Origin of the sequence: Acinetobacter sp. ANC 3813 (assembly GCF_002135435.1) — a bacterium.
GTDB lineage: Bacteria > Pseudomonadota > Gammaproteobacteria > Pseudomonadales > Moraxellaceae > Acinetobacter.
In genome coordinates this window covers 64,104-86,251 of the sequence record NZ_NEGK01000005.1, presented here as the reverse complement: position 1 = coordinate 86,251, position 22,148 = coordinate 64,104, and the positions used below count along the sequence as shown (strand labels likewise).

The 22,148-nt window shown below is 44.0% G+C and carries 15 protein-coding genes; 8 read left to right on the top strand and 7 right to left on the bottom strand.

The annotated features are described in order from the left end of the window. The first annotated feature begins 99 nt into the window (after positions 1 to 99). Positions 100 to 1,899, top strand: a complete 1,800-nt coding sequence (locus B9T34_RS09135; RefSeq protein ID WP_086212854.1) for a tetratricopeptide repeat protein — start codon at positions 100 to 102, stop codon at positions 1,897 to 1,899. Between the two features lie 69 nt (positions 1,900 to 1,968). On the opposite strand, the gene B9T34_RS09130 is transcribed toward B9T34_RS09135, so the two are convergent. The 7 genes from B9T34_RS09130 to B9T34_RS09100 all read right to left on the bottom strand — a co-directional run bounded on the left by B9T34_RS09130 (position 1,969) and on the right by B9T34_RS09100 (position 11,700). Further along, positions 1,969 to 3,372 carry an efflux transporter outer membrane subunit gene (locus B9T34_RS09130; protein WP_086212853.1) on the bottom strand — a complete coding sequence of 468 codons (1,404 nt, stop codon included), beginning with the start codon at positions 3,370 to 3,372 and terminating at the stop codon, positions 1,969 to 1,971. Between the two features lie 10 nt (positions 3,373 to 3,382). Beyond that, positions 3,383 to 5,362, bottom strand: coding sequence for a MacB family efflux pump subunit (locus tag B9T34_RS09125; RefSeq protein ID WP_086212852.1), 1,980 nt, complete (start codon positions 5,360 to 5,362; stop codon positions 3,383 to 3,385). A 2-nt stretch (positions 5,363 to 5,364) separates the two neighbouring features. Then, on the bottom strand, positions 5,365 to 6,705 hold the full coding sequence (locus B9T34_RS09120) for a MacA family efflux pump subunit (RefSeq protein ID WP_086212851.1): 1,341 nt from the start codon (positions 6,703 to 6,705) through the stop codon (positions 5,365 to 5,367). A 130-nt stretch (positions 6,706 to 6,835) separates the two neighbouring features. After that, complete coding sequence (holA, locus tag B9T34_RS09115; protein ID WP_086212850.1) at positions 6,836 to 7,825, bottom strand: DNA polymerase III subunit delta; 990 nt, start codon at positions 7,823 to 7,825, stop codon at positions 6,836 to 6,838. 14 nt (positions 7,826 to 7,839) lie between these two features. Continuing rightward, on the bottom strand, positions 7,840 to 8,412 hold the full coding sequence (locus B9T34_RS09110) for a hypothetical protein (RefSeq protein ID WP_086212849.1): 573 nt from the start codon (positions 8,410 to 8,412) through the stop codon (positions 7,840 to 7,842). A gap of 223 nt (positions 8,413 to 8,635) precedes the next feature. After that, the gene (gene leuS, locus B9T34_RS09105; protein ID WP_086212848.1) at positions 8,636 to 11,257 is read right to left on the bottom strand and encodes a leucine--tRNA ligase; all 2,622 of its coding nucleotides are present in this window, start codon (positions 11,255 to 11,257) and stop codon (positions 8,636 to 8,638) included. 152 nt (positions 11,258 to 11,409) lie between these two features. Next, on the bottom strand, positions 11,410 to 11,700 hold the full coding sequence (locus tag B9T34_RS09100; protein WP_416202709.1) for a DUF4124 domain-containing protein: 291 nt from the start codon (positions 11,698 to 11,700) through the stop codon (positions 11,410 to 11,412). Between the two features lie 727 nt (positions 11,701 to 12,427). Here B9T34_RS09100 and B9T34_RS09095 point away from each other — a divergent pair. From B9T34_RS09095 to B9T34_RS09065, 7 genes are all read left to right on the top strand, one after another. After that, on the top strand, positions 12,428 to 14,155 hold the full coding sequence (locus B9T34_RS09095) for an acetolactate synthase 3 large subunit (protein WP_086212846.1): 1,728 nt from the start codon (positions 12,428 to 12,430) through the stop codon (positions 14,153 to 14,155). Further along, complete coding sequence (gene ilvN, locus B9T34_RS09090; protein WP_005007440.1) at positions 14,152 to 14,643, top strand: acetolactate synthase small subunit; 492 nt, start codon at positions 14,152 to 14,154, stop codon at positions 14,641 to 14,643. Before B9T34_RS09095 ends, ilvN begins: the two co-directional genes overlap by 4 nt. Positions 14,644 to 14,754: 111 nt before the next feature. Next, on the top strand, positions 14,755 to 15,771 hold the full coding sequence (gene ilvC / locus B9T34_RS09085; RefSeq protein ID WP_086212845.1) for a ketol-acid reductoisomerase: 1,017 nt from the start codon (positions 14,755 to 14,757) through the stop codon (positions 15,769 to 15,771). 1,056 nt (positions 15,772 to 16,827) lie between these two features. Further along, on the top strand, positions 16,828 to 17,655 hold the full coding sequence (locus tag B9T34_RS09080) for an XAC2610-related protein (protein WP_086212844.1): 828 nt from the start codon (positions 16,828 to 16,830) through the stop codon (positions 17,653 to 17,655). 830 nt (positions 17,656 to 18,485) lie between these two features. Next, positions 18,486 to 19,007 (top strand): hypothetical protein, encoded by a 522-nt coding sequence (locus B9T34_RS09075; protein WP_086212843.1) that lies wholly within the window; start codon positions 18,486 to 18,488, stop codon positions 19,005 to 19,007. Positions 19,008 to 19,114: 107 nt separating this feature from the next. Further along, positions 19,115 to 19,822, top strand: coding sequence for a molecular chaperone (locus B9T34_RS09070; RefSeq protein WP_086212842.1), 708 nt, complete (start codon positions 19,115 to 19,117; stop codon positions 19,820 to 19,822). Positions 19,823 to 19,865: 43 nt separating this feature from the next. Continuing rightward, positions 19,866 to 22,145, top strand: a complete 2,280-nt coding sequence (locus tag B9T34_RS09065; protein ID WP_228147431.1) for a fimbria/pilus outer membrane usher protein — start codon at positions 19,866 to 19,868, stop codon at positions 22,143 to 22,145. Positions 22,146 to 22,148: the final 3 nt, after the last annotated feature.

The window sequence follows — 22,148 nt, the reverse complement described above, 5'->3', positions numbered from 1 at the left end:
TTGAAACAAACTAAGGCACCAAGTACGGTGCTTTTTTTGATGGCTGCATTTAGAATAAAGTCAGGATTTAAAATAAAAAATTAACCGTATGGGGCGGCTATGTGGTTTTTCTTCGTCTTAATTTTGGGGATGGGTGCGCTGGCATTTTGGATGTGGAAGCGCCCAGACCCTGTGCAGCGTGATCAGGCCAATGCAGGCCAAAGTGATTTGTGGCTGGAGCAGATGGATGCGCAGATGAGATATGCTGCGCGTATCAGTGCAGATGCGCAAAATCCGGATTATGCGCGTGCTTATCAGCTATATAGCGATGTGGCTAAACAGCATGAGCTGCCGCAGGCCTATATGCAAATGGGCCTCATGCATATCAAGGGGCTGGGTCGTGCACAAGATCTGCAAAGCGGCATCAGTCTGCTGGAAAAGTCTTTTAAGTTGGGCGGAGATGAGGCTGCTTATCAGCTGGGGCAGATCTTTGAACAGCAGCAGGATGTAGAAAAAGCGCTGTATTGGTACAGACATGCGGTTGCCCGCGGCAATTTAGACGCGCAGTACCGTATTGCAGACTTACAGCCGGACGATCAGCAAAATACGGATCTGCATAAGCTAAAGCTGTTAATCAATAATGCTGAAGCGGGCCATGCCGATTCGCAGTATCAATTGGCGCATTATTATTTGAATGCATCAGCTCAGCAAGATTGCAGTTTAGGCATGGCGTATTTATTTCGCGCCGCGCAGCAGGATCATCTGCAGGCCAATTTAGATTTGGCTCAGTATTATCAGCAGGGCAAATACTTAGCCCAAGATTTGATAAAAGCTTTGCAGTTTAAAAAACGCAGTTTGGTGCTGGGCAATACGCAGGGATTAATGGATTATCAGCTGGCTGTATTGAAAGGTGATTTTGATGCAGATCAGCGCCAGCGGGTGTATCTGGATCTATTAGATCAAGCCAAAGTACAGAAAAATCCGCAAGCCAAAGCCATTTTAGGCACAGCGCATTTTCATGGCTGGTATATCGATCATCAGGAAACTTTAGGCTTCCGTTTTTGGTCAGAAGCAGCCAACGATGGCAATGCTTTTGCACTGCGTCAGATCGCTGCTTTGTATTTTGAGGCGTATTTGGTTGCAGATGAGCCGCAAAAAGCCTTTGAACTGTATCAAGTTGCACACAACATTGAAGCGCATGCCAATAGTCAATTTGGTATGGGGCTGTGCTATTACACAGGCCGCGGCGCGCAAAAGGATGCGGAAAAAGCGCTTCAGCTGATGCAGCAGGCGGCAAAAGCGGCTTGGGATCTCGAGCTCAGTACAGAAGCTGATGTGCTGTATGCGATAGGTCTATTTTACAGTCAGCCGCTTTACCCGCTGCCAAATCATGACCGCGCGTTATCTTATTTGACGATGGCGTCAAGTCAAGGCCATGCAGGCGCACAGTTTTATCTCTGGCAAGTTTATGCCGGCCATATTTTTGCTGATGTACGTGATGATGCTCAGGCGCAGGTGTATTTACAGCAGGCGGCCAGTACAGGTCATGCAGAGGCGCAGTACCTGAGCGCGCTAAAACTGCTGCAGGCCGATGATGAAAAAGGACTGGAGAGTTTACAAGCCTCTGCGCAGCAAGGGCATGCAGGCGCTTTAAACAAATGGGGTGACTTATATGCGCAAGGCAAATGGGTGAAAAAAGATCTGCAGCGGGCGCTGAATTTTTATCAGCAGGCGGCAAATAAATTGAACCCAGATGCTTATGCTAATTTGGCGCATTTATATACGCATGGTTTAGGCATAGAGCGTAATTTGCAAAGCGCCCGCAGCTGGCTGGAAAAGGGCAACCTTATGGGGCATGAGCTGAGTATTGAACGTTTAAATGATATAGATGATTATCTGGATCAGCGCTCTGTACTGTGATGAGCAAGTCAGATTTGGACTAAATAAAAAACCGAAGCTTCAGCTTCGGTTTTTTATTTTAAAAGAGTGTTAAGGCAGCTGTTTAATCGGGCTGCCGCCTAAAGCTTGCATCAATGTGACATAGGCATTGTATTGGCTTTGCTTGGTTTGCACCAAAGACAGGCGCGCATCACGTGTGGTCTTTTGCGCATCAATCAAGTTTTTCAATGCAATCGCGCCGTTACGGTAGCGTACCTCAGTTAAGCTTTCAGTCTTTTCTGCCAATTGCACATTGCGCTCTTCCAGCACAACCTGACGGTCTAATTCGGTACGGTTCGACAATGCATTTTCAACATCAGCAAAAGCTTGATACAGCGTTTGACGGTATTGAATGATGGCTTTTTCATAATCCAGATCACTGATCGCCAAATCTTTTTTCATATCGTTATATTGCAAAAACGGCAGGCTTAAGCTTGCGCCCAGCGCCAAGGCTGGATTTTGCAATAATTGCGTTAATGATGTGCTGGAAGAGCCTAAAGAACCGGTCAGGCTAATCGATGGGTAATAGCTGGCCTTGGTGGCATCTTTATTGGCCAGCGTTTTGCGCAGGCGCAGTTCGCTGGCTTGTAAATCTGGACGGCGTGACAGTAAATCCGCTGGCAGGCCGGCGGCAATATTCGGCATGGCGATGCGTGGCAGATGCTGCGGCTCTGCAATATTCAGCTGTTGAACGGGTTTGTGCAGCAATACCGCTAGAGCTGTACGTGTTTCGACTTTTTGCTGCTCAATTTGGCTCAAAGCCGCTTTTTGGCTTTGCACGGACTGCTCTGCAGAAGTCAGATCTAAACCGGAAACCGCGCCTGCTTTATACTGCACTTTCACCAAGTCATAGGTTTTTTGCGTGCTGGCCAAATTTTGCTGCGCCACACTGTAGCGTTCATTCAAATAGCCCAGCTGCCAATATAAATTGGCTGCTGTGGCAATCAAGCTTTGAGCAGTCGCTTGCAAATCCTGCTCAGTAGCCAAGGCTTCCCATTTGGCGGCTTCAGTCTGGCTGGACAGCTTGCCGAATAAATCCAGTTCATAGCTCACGCCGGCACTCAACGACACCCCTTTAGATGAATCATCGCCAGAGTTTAAGTCAAAATTATGCCCGGTGGATGCGCTTGAGCTGACGCGCGGGCCTTGCTTGTCTTGCGCCAGGCCTGCCTGCAGGCGCGCTTGACGCAAGTTGATCCCCGCAACGGCGAGGTCAGCATTGGCATCTAAAACTTGATTGATCAGCTGATTGAGCTGAGCATCATTAAACAGCGTCCACCATTGATCTGCATAAGCATCGGCATGAATTTTTTGATTCGCGGCTTTACTGTTTTGGAAGCCGCTGGGCATATTTACTGCAGGCTGCTCATATGGCGTGCGAACCATAGCGGCACAGCCCACCAAGCTGCTGCTGAGAAGCAAGGCGCCTGCAAGTTTGGTTAAATTCATTTGCATGTTTATTTCCTTATTCTCGAGACAGGGCATCAACAGGATTCAGCTGCGCAGCATTGCGTGCAGGAATGAAGCCGAAGACGATGCCGATCATGCTGGAGCAGACAAAAGCTGCGATAATCGAGGTCGTTGAATAGGCCATTTGGAATGTGCCGCCAGCAAAATGGCTGATCAGCTGTCCAATGCCTAAAGACAGCAACACACCTAAAATGCCGCCCAAAATACACACCAATACGGCTTCAATCAGGAACTGCTGCAAGATATCGCTTTGACGCGCGCCGACCGCCATGCGTACCCCAATTTCCTGCGTCCGTTCGGTCACAGACACCAGCATAATATTCATTACACCAATGCCGCCTACAATTAAGGAAATCACGGCAATCGCAGAGACCAGCAAGGTCATGGTTTGTGTGGTTTGCTGAATGGTTTCGCGGATGCTGTCAGAGTTTTGGGTAAAGACATCCTGCGCGCCGTGGCGCTGCACCAGCAGATTCAAAATCGCATTTTCCGCCGCTGCGCTTGGGTATTCATCTTTCACCCGCACAATAATGCTGCGCACGTTGGATTGGCCCAGCATGCGGCTCATCACTGTAGAATACGGCAGGTAAACATTGAGGCTGTCATTGCCGCCCATCATGCCAGTTTGCGCTTCAACGACACCAATAATACGGCTTGGCACACTGCCCAATAAAATCACTTGCCCAACGGGGTTGGTGCCATCACTGAAAAAGGTTTTTTTGGTGTTGTCATCAATGACGACGTCCTGCGATTGCTCAGTGACACTTTCCTGATCAAAGGGCTGGCCAGAGGCAAAACTCATACCTTTGACGTAGAAATAATCTTGACCGACGCCATTGACCGTTGCAGAAGCTTCGGTATCTTTAAAACGGGCAGTAACATTGCTGCTGACCGTCGGACTGACGCCATCGACATAAGGCTGCTCGGAGAGGGCGAGACTGTCTGCAGGCACCAAGGTTTTATATTGCGCGGTTTTGGAGTTGTCGCCAAAACCGCGTCCTTGATAAACCGTAATGGTATTGGTGCCGAGACTGCTGATATTTTCTAAAATCTGCTTTTGAGAGCCATTGCCCAGCGCGACCACAGATACAACCGAAGCAATACCAATGATAATGCCCAGCATGGTCAGGAAGGTGCGCATGCGGTGCGCATTCATAGCCAGCAGCGCCATGCGGAAGGCTTCGCTTAAACGGTCAACAGCAGAGCGCCAAGCAGGCGTGTGTTTTTGAATAGCAGGTTCCAGTTCCTGCTTTGGCAGAACTTCGCCGTCGGTTTCAGGTACATTCGCTCGGTCAGAAATAATGTTGCCGTCGCTGATTTCAATAATCCGCGTCGCATTTTTAGCAACATTATGATCGTGCGTCACCAAAATAATGGTATGGCCTTTTGCATTCAGTTCACGCAAAATGCGCATCACTTCAATACCGCTGTTTTTATCCAATGCGCCTGTCGGTTCATCGGCTAAAATCACATCGCCGCCGTTCATCAGCGCGCGGGCAATGGAGACCCGCTGCTGCTGGCCGCCAGAAAGCTGGCTGGGACGGTTTTGGGTTTTCTCTGCCAGTCCTAGGTCACTAAGCAATTGCTTTGCGCGCTGCTGACGTTCCGAAGAATCTATGCCTGCATAGATCGCTGGAACTTCGACGTTGCCGGCAGCATTTAAATCGCCCAGCAAATGATAGCGCTGGAAAATAAAGCCAAAATATTCACGGCGCAGCTGCGCCAGTTCATCGGCTTCTAATTCTCGGGTTTCACGGCCTTTGACTTTATAGCTGCCGCTGGACGGCTGATCCAGACAGCCGAGAATATTCATTAAGGTCGATTTGCCTGAACCGGACTGACCGACAATGGCGACTAATTCTCCAGGATAAATCGAAAGATTCACCCCTTTTAAAATCTGAACCGTGCTTTCGCCTGCAGGGAATTCACGTGTCAGATCTTTGACCTCGAGCAGAGGCTGCTGATGTTGACTCATGATTACATTCTCATTGGGCCGGCGCCGCCGCGGTTGCTGCGTTTAGCGGAATCATTGCTGGTGTCAGAACCGTCAGCAATCACTACTTTTTCGCCTTGTTTCAGGCCTTTTAACACTTGTGCTGTCACGCGGTTATTTAAACCAATCAGCACTGGCTGCGGTTTTGCAGTGCCGTCCGCTTGAACCACACGAACCATTGCCATAGATGCCTTGCCTTGCTGGATTAATGATTTTTCTGCATCCGACAATTCTAAGCGTTTTGGACGGTTGGCTTTCGCTGGATCATTGCTTGCCGCTTGGCTTGCTGCAGCTTCGCCGCCGTTTGCGCCCGTTTTATTTTTGCGTTCTGGGCGGTTGGAGGTTTGAATGGCAGCTGCTGGAATCGTCAGCGCATTTTGAGCTTCATCTAAAATGATGTAAACCTGAGCAGTCATGTCGATACGCAGTTTGCCGTCTTCATTGGGTACATCAAATAAAGCGTTGTAGTACACCGCAGAGCTGGTTGATGATGTTGAGTTGCTGCTGGTTTCATTGTTGATTGATGAAGGCGCAGGCTCAACTTGACGCAGCTTGGCATAGTGTTTGGTTTCGCTGTCGCCCAGCGTTGTGAAATACACGCGCTGGCCTTGCTCAACTTTCATGACATCCGCTTCAGAAATTTCTGCTTTGATGGTCATGGTGTTCAATTTAGCCAATTTGACAATGGTCGGCGCGCTTTGGTTGGCGTTTACTGTTTGACCTTCTTCAGTCACAATCGCGACGATTGTGCCATCCATCGGCGCAACAATTTGGGTGTAGCCTAAATCTTCTTTTGCTGTCGCTAAGGTCAAGCGGGATTGTTCAATCTGCGCATTGATGGCGTCAATATCGGCCTGCGCAGTTTTAAAGCTGGCCAATGCCGATTCCAATTCAGCGCGTGAAGTCGCATCTTGCGCATACATGGCTTTTTGACGGTTATATTCGGCTTCAACTTTGGCTAAGTTTGCATTTTTTACGGCCAGCTGCGCCTGCTGGTTTTTAATGCTGGCTTCTGCTGTTTTGAGATCATTTTCCTGACGGACAGAATCAATTTGCGCAATCAGCTGACCTTGCTTAACTTGGTCACCCAGCTGCACATACATTCTTTTGACCTGACCGGATACCTGCGCGCCGACGCTGACCATTTTCGTTGCTTCCAGCACGCCTGTGGCTAATACAGAGTTTTCTAAATCACCGCGGGAAACTTCAGCAGTAATATATTGCGGCTGTTCTTGCTTCGGTTTAAAAAAATACCAAGCAGTCAGCGCAATCGCCAGCGTGCAGACTACTGCAATGAGAATCTTCGTTGGTTTTATTTTTGGCATTATCGTCGCGCATCAAGAATAGGATTTGTTGATTATAAATTCTAAATGCGGATAAATCGTGAAGTTTTTATACAAAAATAAATGATAATTATTTTTATTAAGAGGGGCTTAGATGCAAATAAGGGTGTCTTTAAGCTTGGAAAAGGGACTTGCCGCATAGACCGGCAATGGCCTGCATCACCAAATGCTCTGGATTTTCATCGCCTAAGCCTTTAATGGCGGCATCTATTCGAAGCAGCAGGGCTGGCCACAGCAAAAAGCTGTTTGCGTCTAAGCGGCGCAAGGCTTGCTGATACAATCCAATTTTATTTTTCCAGATCCCTAATTGCAATGCATTTTGCGGCTGTTCGAACAGCTGCATCAGCAGGCGCATTTCTTTACTGATGCTCCAAAGAATCAGTGACATAGGCTCGCCAGAGGCAATGAGGTATTGGAAGATTTTAACAGATTGCGCCAAATCGCCTTGCAGCAAGGCGTCATTCATATCATAGGTCGTGTAGCGCGACTGATCCTGCAGGCAAGAATACAGGTGATCAATTTGGATGACATCCACTTCTGCAAAGGTATCGCTGACCCGCATCAAGCTGTTTTTAGCAGCTAAGAGGTTGTGCTCATGATGCTGTTCCAGCCATTGCCATGCGTCATTGGCGAGTTTAATGCCCAGCTTTTGCGCTTCGACGGCCAAAATCTGCTGGCGGTCTTTGGGATAGTTCGCAGTTAAGGCGACATTCACGCCATTGGCGTCCAGCACCTGAAAAAAGGCGGTTTTTAGACTGCTGGCGTCCTGCTTGGGCATCACAATCAGCAATAGATTCTGCTCATTGTGCTGCAGATAGTTTTTCAGCTCTTTTAATCCATTGGCATCCGGCTTGATGTTGCCATGCACTTCGATCGCCAGCTGGCTGGAAAACAGCGATAAGCTGTTTAAGGCGTTAAATACAGTTTTCCACTCGCTGACACTGCTGATGTCAAAACGCTGGCGCTCGATATCCTGCTTTTGCCAGCTGGCGCGGAAAGCATCGACCAGATTCTGCTCCAATAACGGTTCTTGTCCATGCAATACCCAAGCGCCGCGGGCTTCATCTACACGTTTTAATGCTTGCAGGTAATCGAGCTTCATTTTATGTATTCAGTTTATTCAGCAGCTTCTGATGTTGACGCTTCAGATGCAGGAATTGCTGTTTGAGGCGCTGCAGTTCGCTGAATGGCCAGCGGCAGGCGGTTCGATGAAATTTGGCGGGCAATCTGCTGCGCGACATCATCAATGATCACTTTTTTCAAGAAGACTTGTTCCTGATCATCGGTGTTTACCGTTGCAACGTCGTATTGATAGGTGCGTGTCGCCATAACGGTACGCGGTTCAGTTACAGGGTTGCCTTGGGCATCTTCAATACGGAAGGTCACGTTTAAGCGCAACAGGGTTTCAACCAGTTTGCCGTTCAGCTCCATACGTCGCGGCGTATAATCTAAAATGCGTAAGGTATAGGCTTGGGCTTCGTTATTGACTTTTACGCCAGCGGCAGCAAGATAAATATTCAGCTTTTCTTCAAGTTCTTCAGTATCTTTAGGCAAAGCCAGTTTCATGTTGGCATAAGTCACAGGCGCAACATTTGGAACAGTGCCTTTTAAATGGAAGCCGCAGCCTGTCAATCCTGCACCTAGACCCAAGGTTAATACGATTGCAGCAGCGCGTTGAACCAAATGCATGCGGTATCCTCTGATAAATGTTCTCTGGGCTTTCGCTCGCCTGAGATAATATTGTTGTGTTCAATGCATGGGATTGTAAAGTCAAAGCCCGCTGACTGGCAACGGGCTTTGTTTGGGAATTGTTTATTCCTTTTAATTCCCCTCTTTACTAAAGAGGGGTTAGGGGAGATTTTTTAATAAAATCCCTCCAAACCTCCCTTTATAAAAGGGAGGCTTAAAGGCCTTAAACCACCAAGTTCACTAATTTATTTGGCACGACAATTTCTTTCTTGGTTGGACCGGTCAAGAATTGCTGTACTTCAGGCAATGCTTTCGCTTGCGCCAAAATGTCATCTTTAGATGCATCTACAGAGACTTCCAGCTTGCCGCGCAGTTTGCCGTTTACTTGCACCACAATGGTTTGTGTGTTGCGTGTAAGGGCAGACTCATCAATCGCTGGGAACAGCGCAGCAGTTAAATCAATACCGAACTGAGCCAATAAAGTTTGACTTAAATGCGGCGCAAATGGTGCAAGTAAAGTCAGCAATGTAGTGATTGATTCACGTGCTACAGCTACGTCATTGTCATCTTTTGCTTCAAACTTGTTATTGGCATTCAGCAATTCCATCATTGCGGCAATGGCTGTGTTGAATGCATGACGGCGCTCAATGTCATCACCCACTTTTTGGATGGTTTCATGCGTTTTGCGGCGTAAGTCTTGCGCTTCTGTAGAAAGCTTAGACGTATCAATTGCTGCTGCGGCATTGCCTTTTTCAAGGAAGCCCGTTGCAAGGCGCCAAACACGTTTTAAGAAACGGTTCGAACCTTCAACACCAGCATCTGACCATTCAAGTGATTGATCAGGCGGTGCAGCGAACATCATGAATACACGTGCAGTATCTGCGCCGTATTGATCAATAATGGCTTGCGGGTCGATACCGTTATTTTTCGATTTCGACATTTTTTCTTGACCGCCAACAGTCACTTCCTGACCATCACCTTGGTATTTTGCAGAAAGAATACGGCCTTTTTCGTCGCGTTCTAAATCGATGTCTGCAGGGTTAAACCAAGTTTTCTTGCCAGACTCAGATTCGCGGTAATAGGTATCCGCAAGCACCATGCCTTGTGTTAACAAGTTGGTGAATGGTTCATTGCCTTGTACTACGCCTTCATCACGCATGAGTTTGTGGAAGAAACGCGCATAAAGTAAATGCAGAATTGCGTGTTCAACACCGCCAATATATTGGTTTACAGGAAGCCAAGTTTGACCCGCTTCAGGTTGAACCATACCGCCAGTGAAATCTGGAGATGCATAACGTGCATAGTACCAAGAAGATTCTACGAAGGTGTCTAGCGTATCTGTTTCACGGCGAGCGTCGCCGCCGCAGCATGGGCAAGTGGTTTGATAGAATTCAGGCATCTTGTTCAGCGGGTTGCCTGAACCATCTGGAACAACGTCTGTTGGCAATACCACTGGCAACTGATCTTCTGGAACCGGTACTTGACCGCATTTATCACAGTTGATCATTGGAATAGGGCAGCCCCAGTAACGCTGACGAGAAACACCCCAATCACGTAAACGGAATTGAACTTTAGAGTTTGCCAATGCTGTTGGTTCTAATTTGGCAAGGAAAGCATCATAAGCCCCTTGTAAATCCAAACCGTCAAACTCACCTGAATTCACCAGTTTACCGTCTTTCGAACCGTACCATTCTTGCCATTGCGCTGCATCAAAGTCTGCATCATCTGCGCCTTTGGCATCAATCACTTGCTTGATGGTTAAACCATATTTATTGGCAAACTCGAAGTCACGCTCATCGTGTGATGGAACCGCCATCACCGCACCTGAACCGTATGACATCAATACGTAGTTTGCAATCCAGACTGGAACTTCTTCACCAGTGACAGGATGCTTCACAGACAGGCCAGTCGCCATGCCTTTTTTCTCTGCAGTGGCAAGATCAGCTTCGGCAACTGAACCCATACGGCATTCTTCAATAAATGCTTTCAGTTCAGGATTATTTTCGGCTGCTTTTAACGCCATTGGGTGTTCTGCAGCAACAGCAACATAAGTCACACCCATTAATGTGTCGGCACGTGTGGTAAATACAGTTAAACCATCTGCATACACTTCAGGATTTGCTGAAGGGAAAGTAATTTCCATCCCTTGTGAGCGGCCGATCCAGTTGCGCTGCATGGTCAACACTTGCTGTGGCCAGCCATCTTTTAATGTTTCTAAGTCGTCCAACAACTCTTGCGCATAATCAGTAATGCGGAAGTAGTACATTGGAATATCACGTTTTTCGACCAATGCGCCCGAACGCCAGCCGCGGCCGTTTTCAACCTGTTCATTCGCTAATACGGTTTGATCCACAGGATCCCAGTTTACTGTAGAGAGCTTGCGGTAGATCAGGCCTTTTTTGTACAGCTGAACAAATAGCCACTGTTCCCAGCGGTAATATTCAGGAGTACAGGTCGCAAATTCACGGTCCCAGTCAATTGAAAGACCTAATTTTTTCAATTGATTACGCATGTAATCAATGTTTTCAAAGGTCCATTTTGCAGGAGCCACTTGATGCGCAATCGCTGCGTTTTCAGCAGGAAGGCCGAAAGCATCCCAACCCATAGGCTGCATCACAGTTTCACCTTTTAAACGGTGAAAACGGCTGATCACATCGCCAATGGTATAGTTACGCACATGACCCATGTGCAGCTTGCCGCTTGGGTAAGGGAACATCGAGAGGATGTAGCGGCGCGGACCTTCTACAGTGTCAGCAACTTTAAAGGCTTTGCGAGTTTCCCAGTCTTGTTGGACTGCAGGTTCAATCGCGCTGGCTTGATATTCAGGGTCAATGTGAGTAGTCATAAACGTAAATTAGGAATAACGGTTAAAAAAATTTGTGATACAGCATAGCGCAAAACACACCTAAAAGTGAATTTTGCGCCGTGCTTTTATTTAATTCGGCTTTTAAAATTCAAAGAATAAAAAATGAGTCATTCTTGAATGGATTATTTACATTATTCGGCAGCTGGGGCCTGAGGCATATTTGCAGGTTTATTTTCTTGCGAAGCCGCAGCTTGAGCCGCTTTTTCAGCTTCTTTGGCAGCGCTTTGCGCGGCAGGGCTGGCCTCATTTGCCGCAGCAGAGGAGTTTTTCCAGCCATAAGTTTCCACTTTACCTTTCTTTTTGGCAGAGTTTGGCGGCGGTGTTGCGGTGTAGTGCGTTGAGCCTTTGACGTCCACCCATTTATAAAAATTTTGCGCCATGCTGCTCTGCGTACCCAAACCAAATACGAGTGCCGAAATCATGGCTCCCAATCTAACTGCAGGCATTTTCATGATGAATTATTTCCCTTGATACTGTGCAAATAACAGTGTCTTACTGCTTAAGCTAAAATTTTGCGCTTTTTTTTATATGGGCGCTATTTATTTTTATGCATCAGCAGATAAGTGGAATATTCGCTGGCCAATTCAAAAAATATTGCTGCAGATGGATTTTTAAGCAGGCGGATGGTGTGTTTAGGTCAATCCGGTTTGGCGGGATATTTGAGAGATGACGCAGGGGCTTTGGATTGATTCAATTTACTTATCTAATATATAAAATAATTTAATGCCTTAGTGAGTTTTTCCTGCAAGTTCAAAGTGAAAGCGCAAATGGGCAAAATATCCAAAGCCTAAAAATTAGACGGTCTGTAAATAATCAGGAAAAAGCTAATTTTTAAACTTGACTTTAATAGTCGAAACAACAAAAATGCTGTTTTAGTTTTAAATGCCTTAGTCGATCACCCTTCGAATAAGTGTCATGTCATGCAATGGACAACTTCTCTAGCCGAGAAGCTGAACAAAGTGAATAAAGTGTGCTTATCCCAGCAGGCTTTTAGATCTCATATTGCTCAAACAGCAGTCGGATCGCAAATTTTTCCTATTGCCATGAAAACTATGAAATATGTGTGCTATAACAGTGCATACAGTTAACAAATGAACTGCCCCAAATGTCTCCCATTTGGCGGTGAAAAAAAGATTAGGGTGAATCACGTTGGAACTTTTATCTGGTGGTGAAATGCTCGTTCGCGCATTGGCGGACGAAGGCGTTGAGCATGTATTTGGATACCCAGGCGGCGCAGTACTGCATATTTACGATGCGCTATTTCAACAAGAACGAATCAATCATTACCTCGTGCGTCATGAACAAGCTGCCGGCCATATGGCAGATGCTTATTCGCGTGTAACAGGTAAAACGGGTGTGGTGCTGGTCACTTCGGGCCCGGGCGCAACCAATACTGTAACTCCAATCGCAACAGCTTATATGGACTCAATCCCAATGGTGATTCTGTCCGGTCAGGTTGCTTCACATTTAATTGGTGAAGATGCGTTCCAGGAAACAGATATGGTGGGTATTTCACGTCCAATCGTGAAACACAGCTTCCAAGTGCGCCATGCCAGTGAAATTCCTGCAATTATCAAAAAAGCATTCTATATCGCATCTTCAGGCCGTCCAGGTCCAGTTGTAGTCGATATTCCGAAAGATGCGACGAATCCTGCAGAAAAATTCGCTTACGAATATCCTGAAAAAGTGAAGATGCGCTCTTACCAGCCGCCTCACCGCGGTCATTCAGGTCAAATCCGCAAAGCGATTGATGAACTGATTAATGCGAAGCGTCCTGTTATTTATTCAGGCGGCGGTGTTGTTCAGGGCAATGCTTCTGAGCAATTGACTGAACTTGCGCATTTGCTGGGCTATCCAGTAACCAATACGTTGATGGGCCTAGGCGCGTTCCCGGGCAATGATCCGCAATTTATCGGTATGCTGGGCATGCATGGTACATACGAAGCTAATATGACGATGCACAATGCAGATGTGATTCTGTGCATAGGCGCGCGTTTTGATGACCGTGTAACCAACAACCCTGCGAAATTCTGTCCAAATGCTAAAGTCATTCATATTGACATTGACCCTGCGACAATTTCGAAAACCATCATGGCGCACATTCCAATTGTGGGCGCAGTAGAACCTGTATTGCAGGAAATGCTGGCGCAGTTGAAACAGCTGAATGTATCTAAGCCAAATCCAGAAATCATTGCGGATTGGTGGAAACAAATTGATGAATGGCGTCAAGTGCATGGCCTGAAGTATGAGAAAACAACTGACGGTACGATGAAGCCGCAGCAAGTCGTTGCCGCTTTAGACAAAATTACCAATAGTCAAGCGATCATTACTTCAGACGTAGGCCAGCATCAAATGTTTGGCGCGCTGTACTACAAATATACGCGTCCACGCCAATGGATCAATTCAGGCGGTCTAGGCACGATGGGTGTGGGCTTGCCCTATGCGATGGCAGCCAAGCTTGCGTTCCCAGATCAGCAAGTGGTATGTATCACGGGCGAAGCTTCAATCCAGATGTGTATTCAAGAGCTGTCTACCTGTAAGCAGTATGGCTTGAATGTCAAAATCCTATGTTTGAACAACCGTGCTTTGGGTATGGTAAAACAATGGCAGGATATGAACTACGAAGGCCGTCATTCAAGCTCTTATGTAGAGTCATTGCCTGACTTTGCAAAACTGATGGAAGCGTATGGTCACGTTGGCATTCAAATTGACCATGCGGATGAGCTTGAGTCTAAGCTGGCTGAAGCCATGGCGATCAATGATAAATGCGTATTTATTAACGTGATGGTTGACCGTTCAGAGCATGTATATCCAATGCTGATTGCTGGCCAGTCAATGAAGGATATGTGGTTAGGCAAAGGGGAGCGTACACAATGAGACACATTATCTCTGTACTCGTAGAAAACGAAGCTGGCGCGCTTTCCCGTTTGGTTGGCCTGTTTTCTCAGCGCAATTACAACATTGAGACTTTAAATGTTGCGCCGACTGAAGATCCGACATTATCCCGTCTTACGCTGACGACTTATGGCGATGACCACAAAATTGAACAAATTACTAAGCAGTTGAATAAGCTGGTAGAAGTTGTAAAAGTTGTGGACTTGTCTGAAGGCGCGCACATTGAGCGTGAGCTGATGCTGATTAAAGTGAAAGCTTTGGGCGCAGCGCGCGCTGAAATTAAACGCACAGCGGATATTTTCCGTGCACAGGTTGTTGATGTTACACCAACAACTTATACCATTCAGATCGCTGGTACGACTGAGAAGATTGATGGCTTTATTGATGCTCTAGCTGAAAATACCATCCTTGAAGTTGTGCGTTCAGGTGTATCAGGTATCGCGCGCGGCGAAAAAGTTTTAACAATCTAACTGATTTAACCCTATACTCCTCTCCTGCAAGGAGAGGGCTTTATTATGTGCTCAAATGATTAGGCACAGGATGAAGCAGAAAAGAAACAAAGCATTTAAGCGGAGACAGCAATGCAAATTTTTTACGATAAAGACACAGACTTATCTATCATCCAAGGCAAAAAAGTAGCGATTATTGGCTACGGTTCACAAGGCCACGCGCATGCGCTTAACCTTAAAGATTCTGGCGTTGACGTAACTGTAGGTCTACGTGCGAACTCTACTTCTTGGAAGAAAGCTGAAAATTCTGGTCTTAAAGTTGCTGAAGTTGCTGCTGCTGTAGCGCAAGCTGACGTAGTAATGATCTTAACTCCAGATGAATTCCAATCTCAACTTTACCGTGACGAGATTGAGCCAAACATCAAGCAAGGCGCTACTTTAGCATTTGCTCATGGTTTCTCTATTCTTTACAACCAAGTTGTGCCGCGTGCTGACTTAGACGTAATCATGGTTGCTCCAAAAGCACCTGGTCACACAGTACGTTCTGAATACCAGCGTGGTTCAGGTGTTCCAGATCTTATCGCAATTCACCAAGATGCTTCTGGTAATGCGCGTAACGTAGCGCTTTCTTATGCTTCTGGCGTAGGTGGCGGCCGTACAGGTATCATCGAAACTTCATTCCGTGAAGAAACTGAAACTGACCTATTTGGTGAGCAAGCAGTTCTTTGTGGCGGTGCTGTTGAATTGGTTAAAATGGGCTTCGAAACTTTGGTTGAAGCTGGCTACGCTCCAGAAATGGCTTACTTCGAATGTCTGCACGAACTTAAATTGATCGTTGACTTAATGTTCGAAGGCGGTATTGCGGACATGAACTACTCTGTATCTAACAACGCTGAATACGGCGAATATGTTACTGGTACTGAAGTAATCAACGAACAATCTCGTGAAGCAATGCGTAATGCACTTAAACGCATTCAATCTGGCGAATATGCGAAAATGTTCATCAGCGAAGGTGCTTTGAACTATCCTTCTATGACTGCTCGCCGCCGTCAAAATGCTGCTCACGGTATCGAAGTGACGGGTAACAAACTTCGTGCGATGATGCCTTGGATTCAAGCGAACAAAATCGTTGATAAAGAAAAGAACTAAGTTCTAATTTCTAAGTTTAAAAGCTCTTGTTTGTAACAGGGGCTTTTTTATGACTTATAAAAAACAGACTAATGTGAGTGTGATCTGCAAGTTGAACTTCGTGCCTGAAGAATGAAAAAAAGCAGTGCTTTCATTCCTTGCGCTTCACTCAGAACAGTGTTCTGAGTTTGCTCATACCTTGGATTCAAGCGAACAAAATCGTTGATAAAGAAAAGAACTAATTTCTAATTTCTAATTTCTAATTTCTAATTTCTAATTTCTAATTTCTAATTTCTAATTTCTAATTTCTAATTTCTAATTTCTAATTTCTAATTTCTAATTTCTAATTTCTAATTTCTAATTTCTAATTTCTAATTTCTAATTTCTAATTTCTAATTTCTAATTTCTAATTTCTAATTTCTAATTTCTAATTTCTAATTTCTAATTTCTAATTTCTAATTTCTAATTTCTAAGTCTAAAAGCCCTTGTTTGTAACAGGGGCTTTTTTAGGACTTATAAAAAACAGACTAATGTGAGTGTGATATGCAAGTTGAACTTCGTGCCTCAAAAATGAAAAAAGCAGTGCTTTCATTTCTTGCGCTTCACTCAGAACAGTGTTCTGAGCTTGCTCATACCTTGGATTCAAGCAAACAAGATTGTAGATAAAGAGAAAAACTAAGTTTTAGTTTTTCTTATATCTATTGCGAGTTGCCTTCAGTTGTAATCAATGTAGTTTTTTCCTCTTTACATTTCCTTCAAAGGGTTGCTTTCATCTTTCATTCACAGCAATATTTTTATTGATTGAATTTAAGCGTATGAAATGCCCAGCAAAAAATAACGGATTGATAAATATTTATTCTGAATTGAAATGCGTTCATTTTATGCTTTAGCTTTTGTTGCGTTATCGAATCGTGCGTGCAGTCTCAACCTGAGGTGAGTTAAGGCTAGGTGTGTTGCTCAACAGTTTCTAAAATCACAACCATTGCTGCAAAACTCCTAAATAGCCAGTGATTCTGCTGTAAATATGTTGTGATACATTATCTGCTATTCATATTTATAATTAAGCGCAGTTAAGCAATGAATAAAAAAATTCTTCTTTGTATTGCCGCATTTCTTGCTTCAAGCATGAGCTTTGCTGAAAGCCCAGCTGTGCCAGTAGAGGGTTCGCAGCTGAAGTCTATAGGCAATGTGCGCGTGTCTATGCAGCGTATGCTGCGCTCAACTGATGGGCGCTATTTTTTGGATCTGTATGCGGGTATTTGGAATCCGCATGGAGTGCTGACAGATGCAGCTGAAAATAAAAGTATTGCTTTTAAGGGGAGTCAAAAAGGAGATTTTATACATCTTAAATCTGTCAGTGTGGACAGTATGGATGAGGCTGTTGCGAAGTATGAGTTCAGCGGTAAATTGGATGCAAATACAGGTCTGATGGCGGCGGAATTGAGTTCCTCTGACCCTAAAGAGCATGCTGCTATTTCATTTGAGCCAGCATTTAAAGCCGCTGATAAACCTGTCATTATTTTTAAATTTTATGGTTCGGAAGGGGCTGATCAGCCTTATGGAAAAGCGCTAAAGCGGCTGGATATTGTGAATAAAACAAACAATAGCTTATTGCAGAGTTTAACGGATTTTACCGCTTTTGCCGGCAGTATCGGCTTCTTGGATATTAATTTTGACGGTTATTACGATGTTGTGCTCGCAGATACATCTGAGAACCGTAAAATTGAAGATAAGCGCTTTATTTATTGGATGTACAACCCTAAAACCAAACTGTTTCAACGCTCTTCACGGCTGGAAAATATTACTGGATTTCCTGCCTTGCATAGTGACAAGCAGCAAATTGATTTTGGCAATGGACAGCTCTATCAAGTGACCAATGGATTATTGAACCGTATTTCACAATAGTTTGTGCGTTATGGTGTGATGGCAAGCTTCGCAGAAAAGCAGATCTTTATGTCTGCTTTTTTTTATTCAAAAAATGAAACGTTCAGATCTAGTCCATAAAAATATTTAGCGCTTTATTTGTTGGCTTTAATAAAAACTAAAAGTTTGGTGAGATTTTAATTATAAAAAATAATGAATAAATATGGTAATTTTCAACTCCTTTTAAGGTTTTAGTTTTTTGAGTTATTCATAGCTGATTTTTATCAATTCTTGAATTTGTTCTTTATCTTTTATTTTATTGTGACGAAGTGTGTAAAATTTAATCGTTGATTGTAACTGTTCTGCATAAGCGCAATCCTTTTTTGGGGATAGTAGTATTCAATAAATTTATCAAAATGATTTGAGTAATTGTTTTTATTGGAAATAATGGTGTAACTTTCAACTAAAATAAAAACTTAAAAAGAAAAAATTGAACAAATCTGAATTTTTAATGTAATTAAATGTAATTTAGTTTAGATCGGCTATTGAATGAAAATCCTCATTTATAAATTTAGAATCTTTGTAAATAGGGCGGAAAAGGTTTTTTAAATTTAGCCGCTGTTATTGTTATTATTGTGAAGTTATGCTTCAAGATGTTAATAAATTGGCATTTTATTTATGAATTGGCAACAAAAACTGGACTGTTCATTTGTTTCGTGAAAAGTGGACTATTAATTATTTTCCTTAAAATTTATTGAACAATGGCTATGCCCTTGGGAGAAATGTGAATTGATTAGTTTAACTAAATAAAAGACTAAACAATCCTATTCGATAAAGTGGTGGCTAGATAATAATTTTATGGAGAATCCATCATGAATAAAATGACGCAGGCTGCTTTAGCAGCGCTAGTACTAGGTGCATGTTCAGCAAGCGCTTTTGCAGATGATTCAGCCAAAGGCGGTGACAATGACCGCTGGCAAGGCTGTACTGAGCTGGGCTGCAGCAAAGATATTCCGATTAAACTTACCGTGCCAAAAAAATGCACCATTTCTGATCCTAAAGATTTAGTGCTGAAAACAGATGCCACTAATGTGTCTTCAAGCTACAGTGTAACAACGAATACACACTATGTTCTGAATTTGAGCACAGCAAACGCCAATACCAATCCAAACACATTTGTTAAAAATGCAAGTGGCGGCACGATTGATACGGTCATTGCGACTGCTAAAACTTCAGGCAGTGCAGGCCCTGCAGCTCCAACTTGGGGCAACAATAATTATGCAGGCATGTCAGTGGATAACTTCACAGTAACTGCCCGCACCAAACTTCCAGTGTCTGCAACTGCAGCAGCTGGTGATTATACCGATACATATAAAATTCGTGTTTACTATTGATAGACCGAATGCTGCAGATGGAACTGCTTAATTAAATTAAAAAAAATAAACAATCTGGCTTGTTGTTCGCAATGAGCCAGATAATTAAATAATAAAAGGGCGCAATCATGAAAAAAAAATTATTGGTTTTTATGATAACTCCGCTATTGATAGCTATTAAGGCGTCAGCAGGGGTTTCAGTCTCGCCGGTTCAGTTGTTTATTGATAATCCAAACAAGCTGAAATCTACAACACTAACTTTAGAATCAGTGGATGAAACGGAAAAACGTGTCTTTGAAGTCAAGGTCTTTAAATGGACGCAAAACGGTCAAGGTGAAAATGTTTTAGAGCCTGACAGCAATATTATTATTAATCCTAAAAATTTTATTCTGCAGCCGAATAAGCAGCAGGCGATACGCGTCGGCTTTCCACAGGCCGCTGCAGCAGCGCTGAATGGTTCGAATGAACAGTCATGGCGGATCATTATTGATGAAATTACGCCAGTAAATAATCAGCTGGCGGTAAAGTTTCTGGTGAATTTTAATTTGCCGCTTTTTGTGGGCAAGCAAGATGATCTTAAGGTTAAATTTGATGTGCAGAACAATAAGCTGGTTCTCAATAATCTGGCAGATTCGCATGTGCAAGTGACAAACTTAAAGCTGTTGAATGAGCAGAAAAAAGTAATTTACAGCAATGAAACTATGGCCTATGCCTTGCCAAAAAATAAATTAATTTATGATTTAAAAGACATCAATATCAATCATGCAGAAAAATACAGTGTAATGCTCGAAACGAATAAGTCCAAGAAAGCGGTTGAAATGAAATTATCTAACTGATATTTGGAGAATCGCTATGACTATAAATAGAAAAATAATAGTCATGATGAATTTTTTCTTGGTCGTCAATGTCTATGCAAATGCACCACCAGATGAAAAGATTATCGCCAACTTGTGGATCAATGACTTAAATCAAAATGTAGATGCAACACTGATTAAACATGATGCAAATTATTATATTGAATGCGCTTTGTTAACAGAGCGCAGAGTTGATGCGGCCAGCTTGATCAAATTGGATGGAGCAGGCGATTTTTGTTTGGTCACGAATGATCAGATGAAAGCTGATTTTGATGAAGCGAGCCAGTCGATCAAGCTGACGATTCCTGGGCATTATTTTACCGTCAGCCGTATAGGCGACTATACGTTTGATCGCCCTGAAAAGGCTGACTTTGGTGGATTTATCAATTATGAAGTGCAATATAATCACTCGGAGTTTCTGACTGGATATAACGGGCTGGTCGATCTCGGAATCTTTAAAAATTACTGGTTCTTTAAAAACTCCATGCTGTACAACAGTGAAGCAACGGAAGAAAAGACAGTGCGCATAGGCACCAGTCTAGATATAGATTTTCCAGATAAATTAACCAAATTAACCTTAGGGGATGCGACAACAGTTTCTAACCCCTTTTTCAACTCATTGCGTTTTGCCGGCATAAACTGGGGTACAAATTATTTAGAAAGGCCTGGATTTGTTTATTGGAACACGCCGCAAATTCAAGGCACTGCGCGGCTGCCGTCCACGGTGGAACTCTATATGAATGGAGTGAAAATCTATAATCAGAAAGTCAGTCCTGGAGATTATGTGCTGCAGACGGGTTCACAGATTAACTATACGGGCAACGCGCAAATGGTTGTTGAAGATGTGCTGGGCAATCGAAGCATTAAAACCTTGCCGATTCTCGTGAACAATAAACTGCTGCGTAAGGGCTTGAGCGAGTACAACCTGTCATTGGGTAAGCTGCGCTACAACTATTACACTTCCAGTGATGATTACCGTGACTTTTTAGCCAATATTTATTACCGCAAAGGGTTGCGTGAAAACACATCTCTAGGCACCAATATCTCTTATACCAAGGACCTGCAAAATGTCGGCCTGACATGGACGCAAGGTTTGCCGCATTTTGTGGTTTTAGACACGCTGCTTCTGAATTCACATGCTGATGAGGGTTCAAAATTTTTATATGGCCTGTCCTTAAGCAAAGAATTTCGCTGGGTATCTTTGGGTATCAGTTCTAAGTATTCGGAAGAGGGTTTCCGTTATGTTGGGGATGATCCCCTGCAGAATAATGCAGTGCCTGAATTTGAAAACTTTGCCTATGTCTCTTTCAGTGAAGTGCCATTTTTTCAAAATGTCAGCATGAGCTATGCAGAGCAGAAATATTATCAAAACAGCGCCAGTCCATTTAATAATGACAAGATTTTCAATGTCGGATTTAACCGGATGATTGGAAACAACCTGTCTTTTGGTTTGAGTTATTTTGAGCGGTTTGGTGAGATCAAAGACAATGGCGGCATTTTAAGTATTACTTATAATTTTGATACTCGAAATAAACTGTACATGAATTATGCAACTGAAAATAACAACGCCAGTTTGCAGTATGTGCATGACAGCGGGCGCCAAGTAGGGCTGGATTATGCAATTGGCGCTAACCGCCGTCAGGGTGAAAATATTGGCAGTTTAAACGTGATTGCTAAAACACGTGTCGGTGACTTGAATCTGCAGCACTATCAGTACGAGCATGCAAGCGACTCGACGATTGGCTATAGCGGCGCTATTGCATTTCTGAATGGCCAGCTGAACTTCACCAAATCAATTAACAATGCTTTTGCGTTGGTTAAAGTCGGCAATTATCCAGATATTGATGTGCTGAGTGCGCTGAATCATGTCGAAAAAACCAATAAAAAAGGCTATGCATTTGTCCACGATATTGTTCCATATATTAAATATGATATTGGTTTTGATGAAAATCAGCTGCCGATCGAAGAGAAATATGATGCATCCACCAAGCCGTTAACAGCGCTCAATCAGCGCGGCTATGTGGTTGATTTTCCAATCCACCACACCTTCATGCTGACCTTGCAGCCGCAGAATGAAAACGGTGAAAACTTTAAACCTGGTTCTGAGCTGCATTTGGCAAATGGCGACATCTATCCAATTACCTCTGATGCATCTGTAACGGTGTATGGCATGACTGTTGGAGCGCATAAGATGTCAGTTCTTTATGGTGATAACGCAACGTGTTCATTTGACTTGAATATTACTGAAAAAGACGCGAAAGAAGCAGCTTTAAGTTCTCAGCCGATGCGTATTGTCTGTAAATAAGGA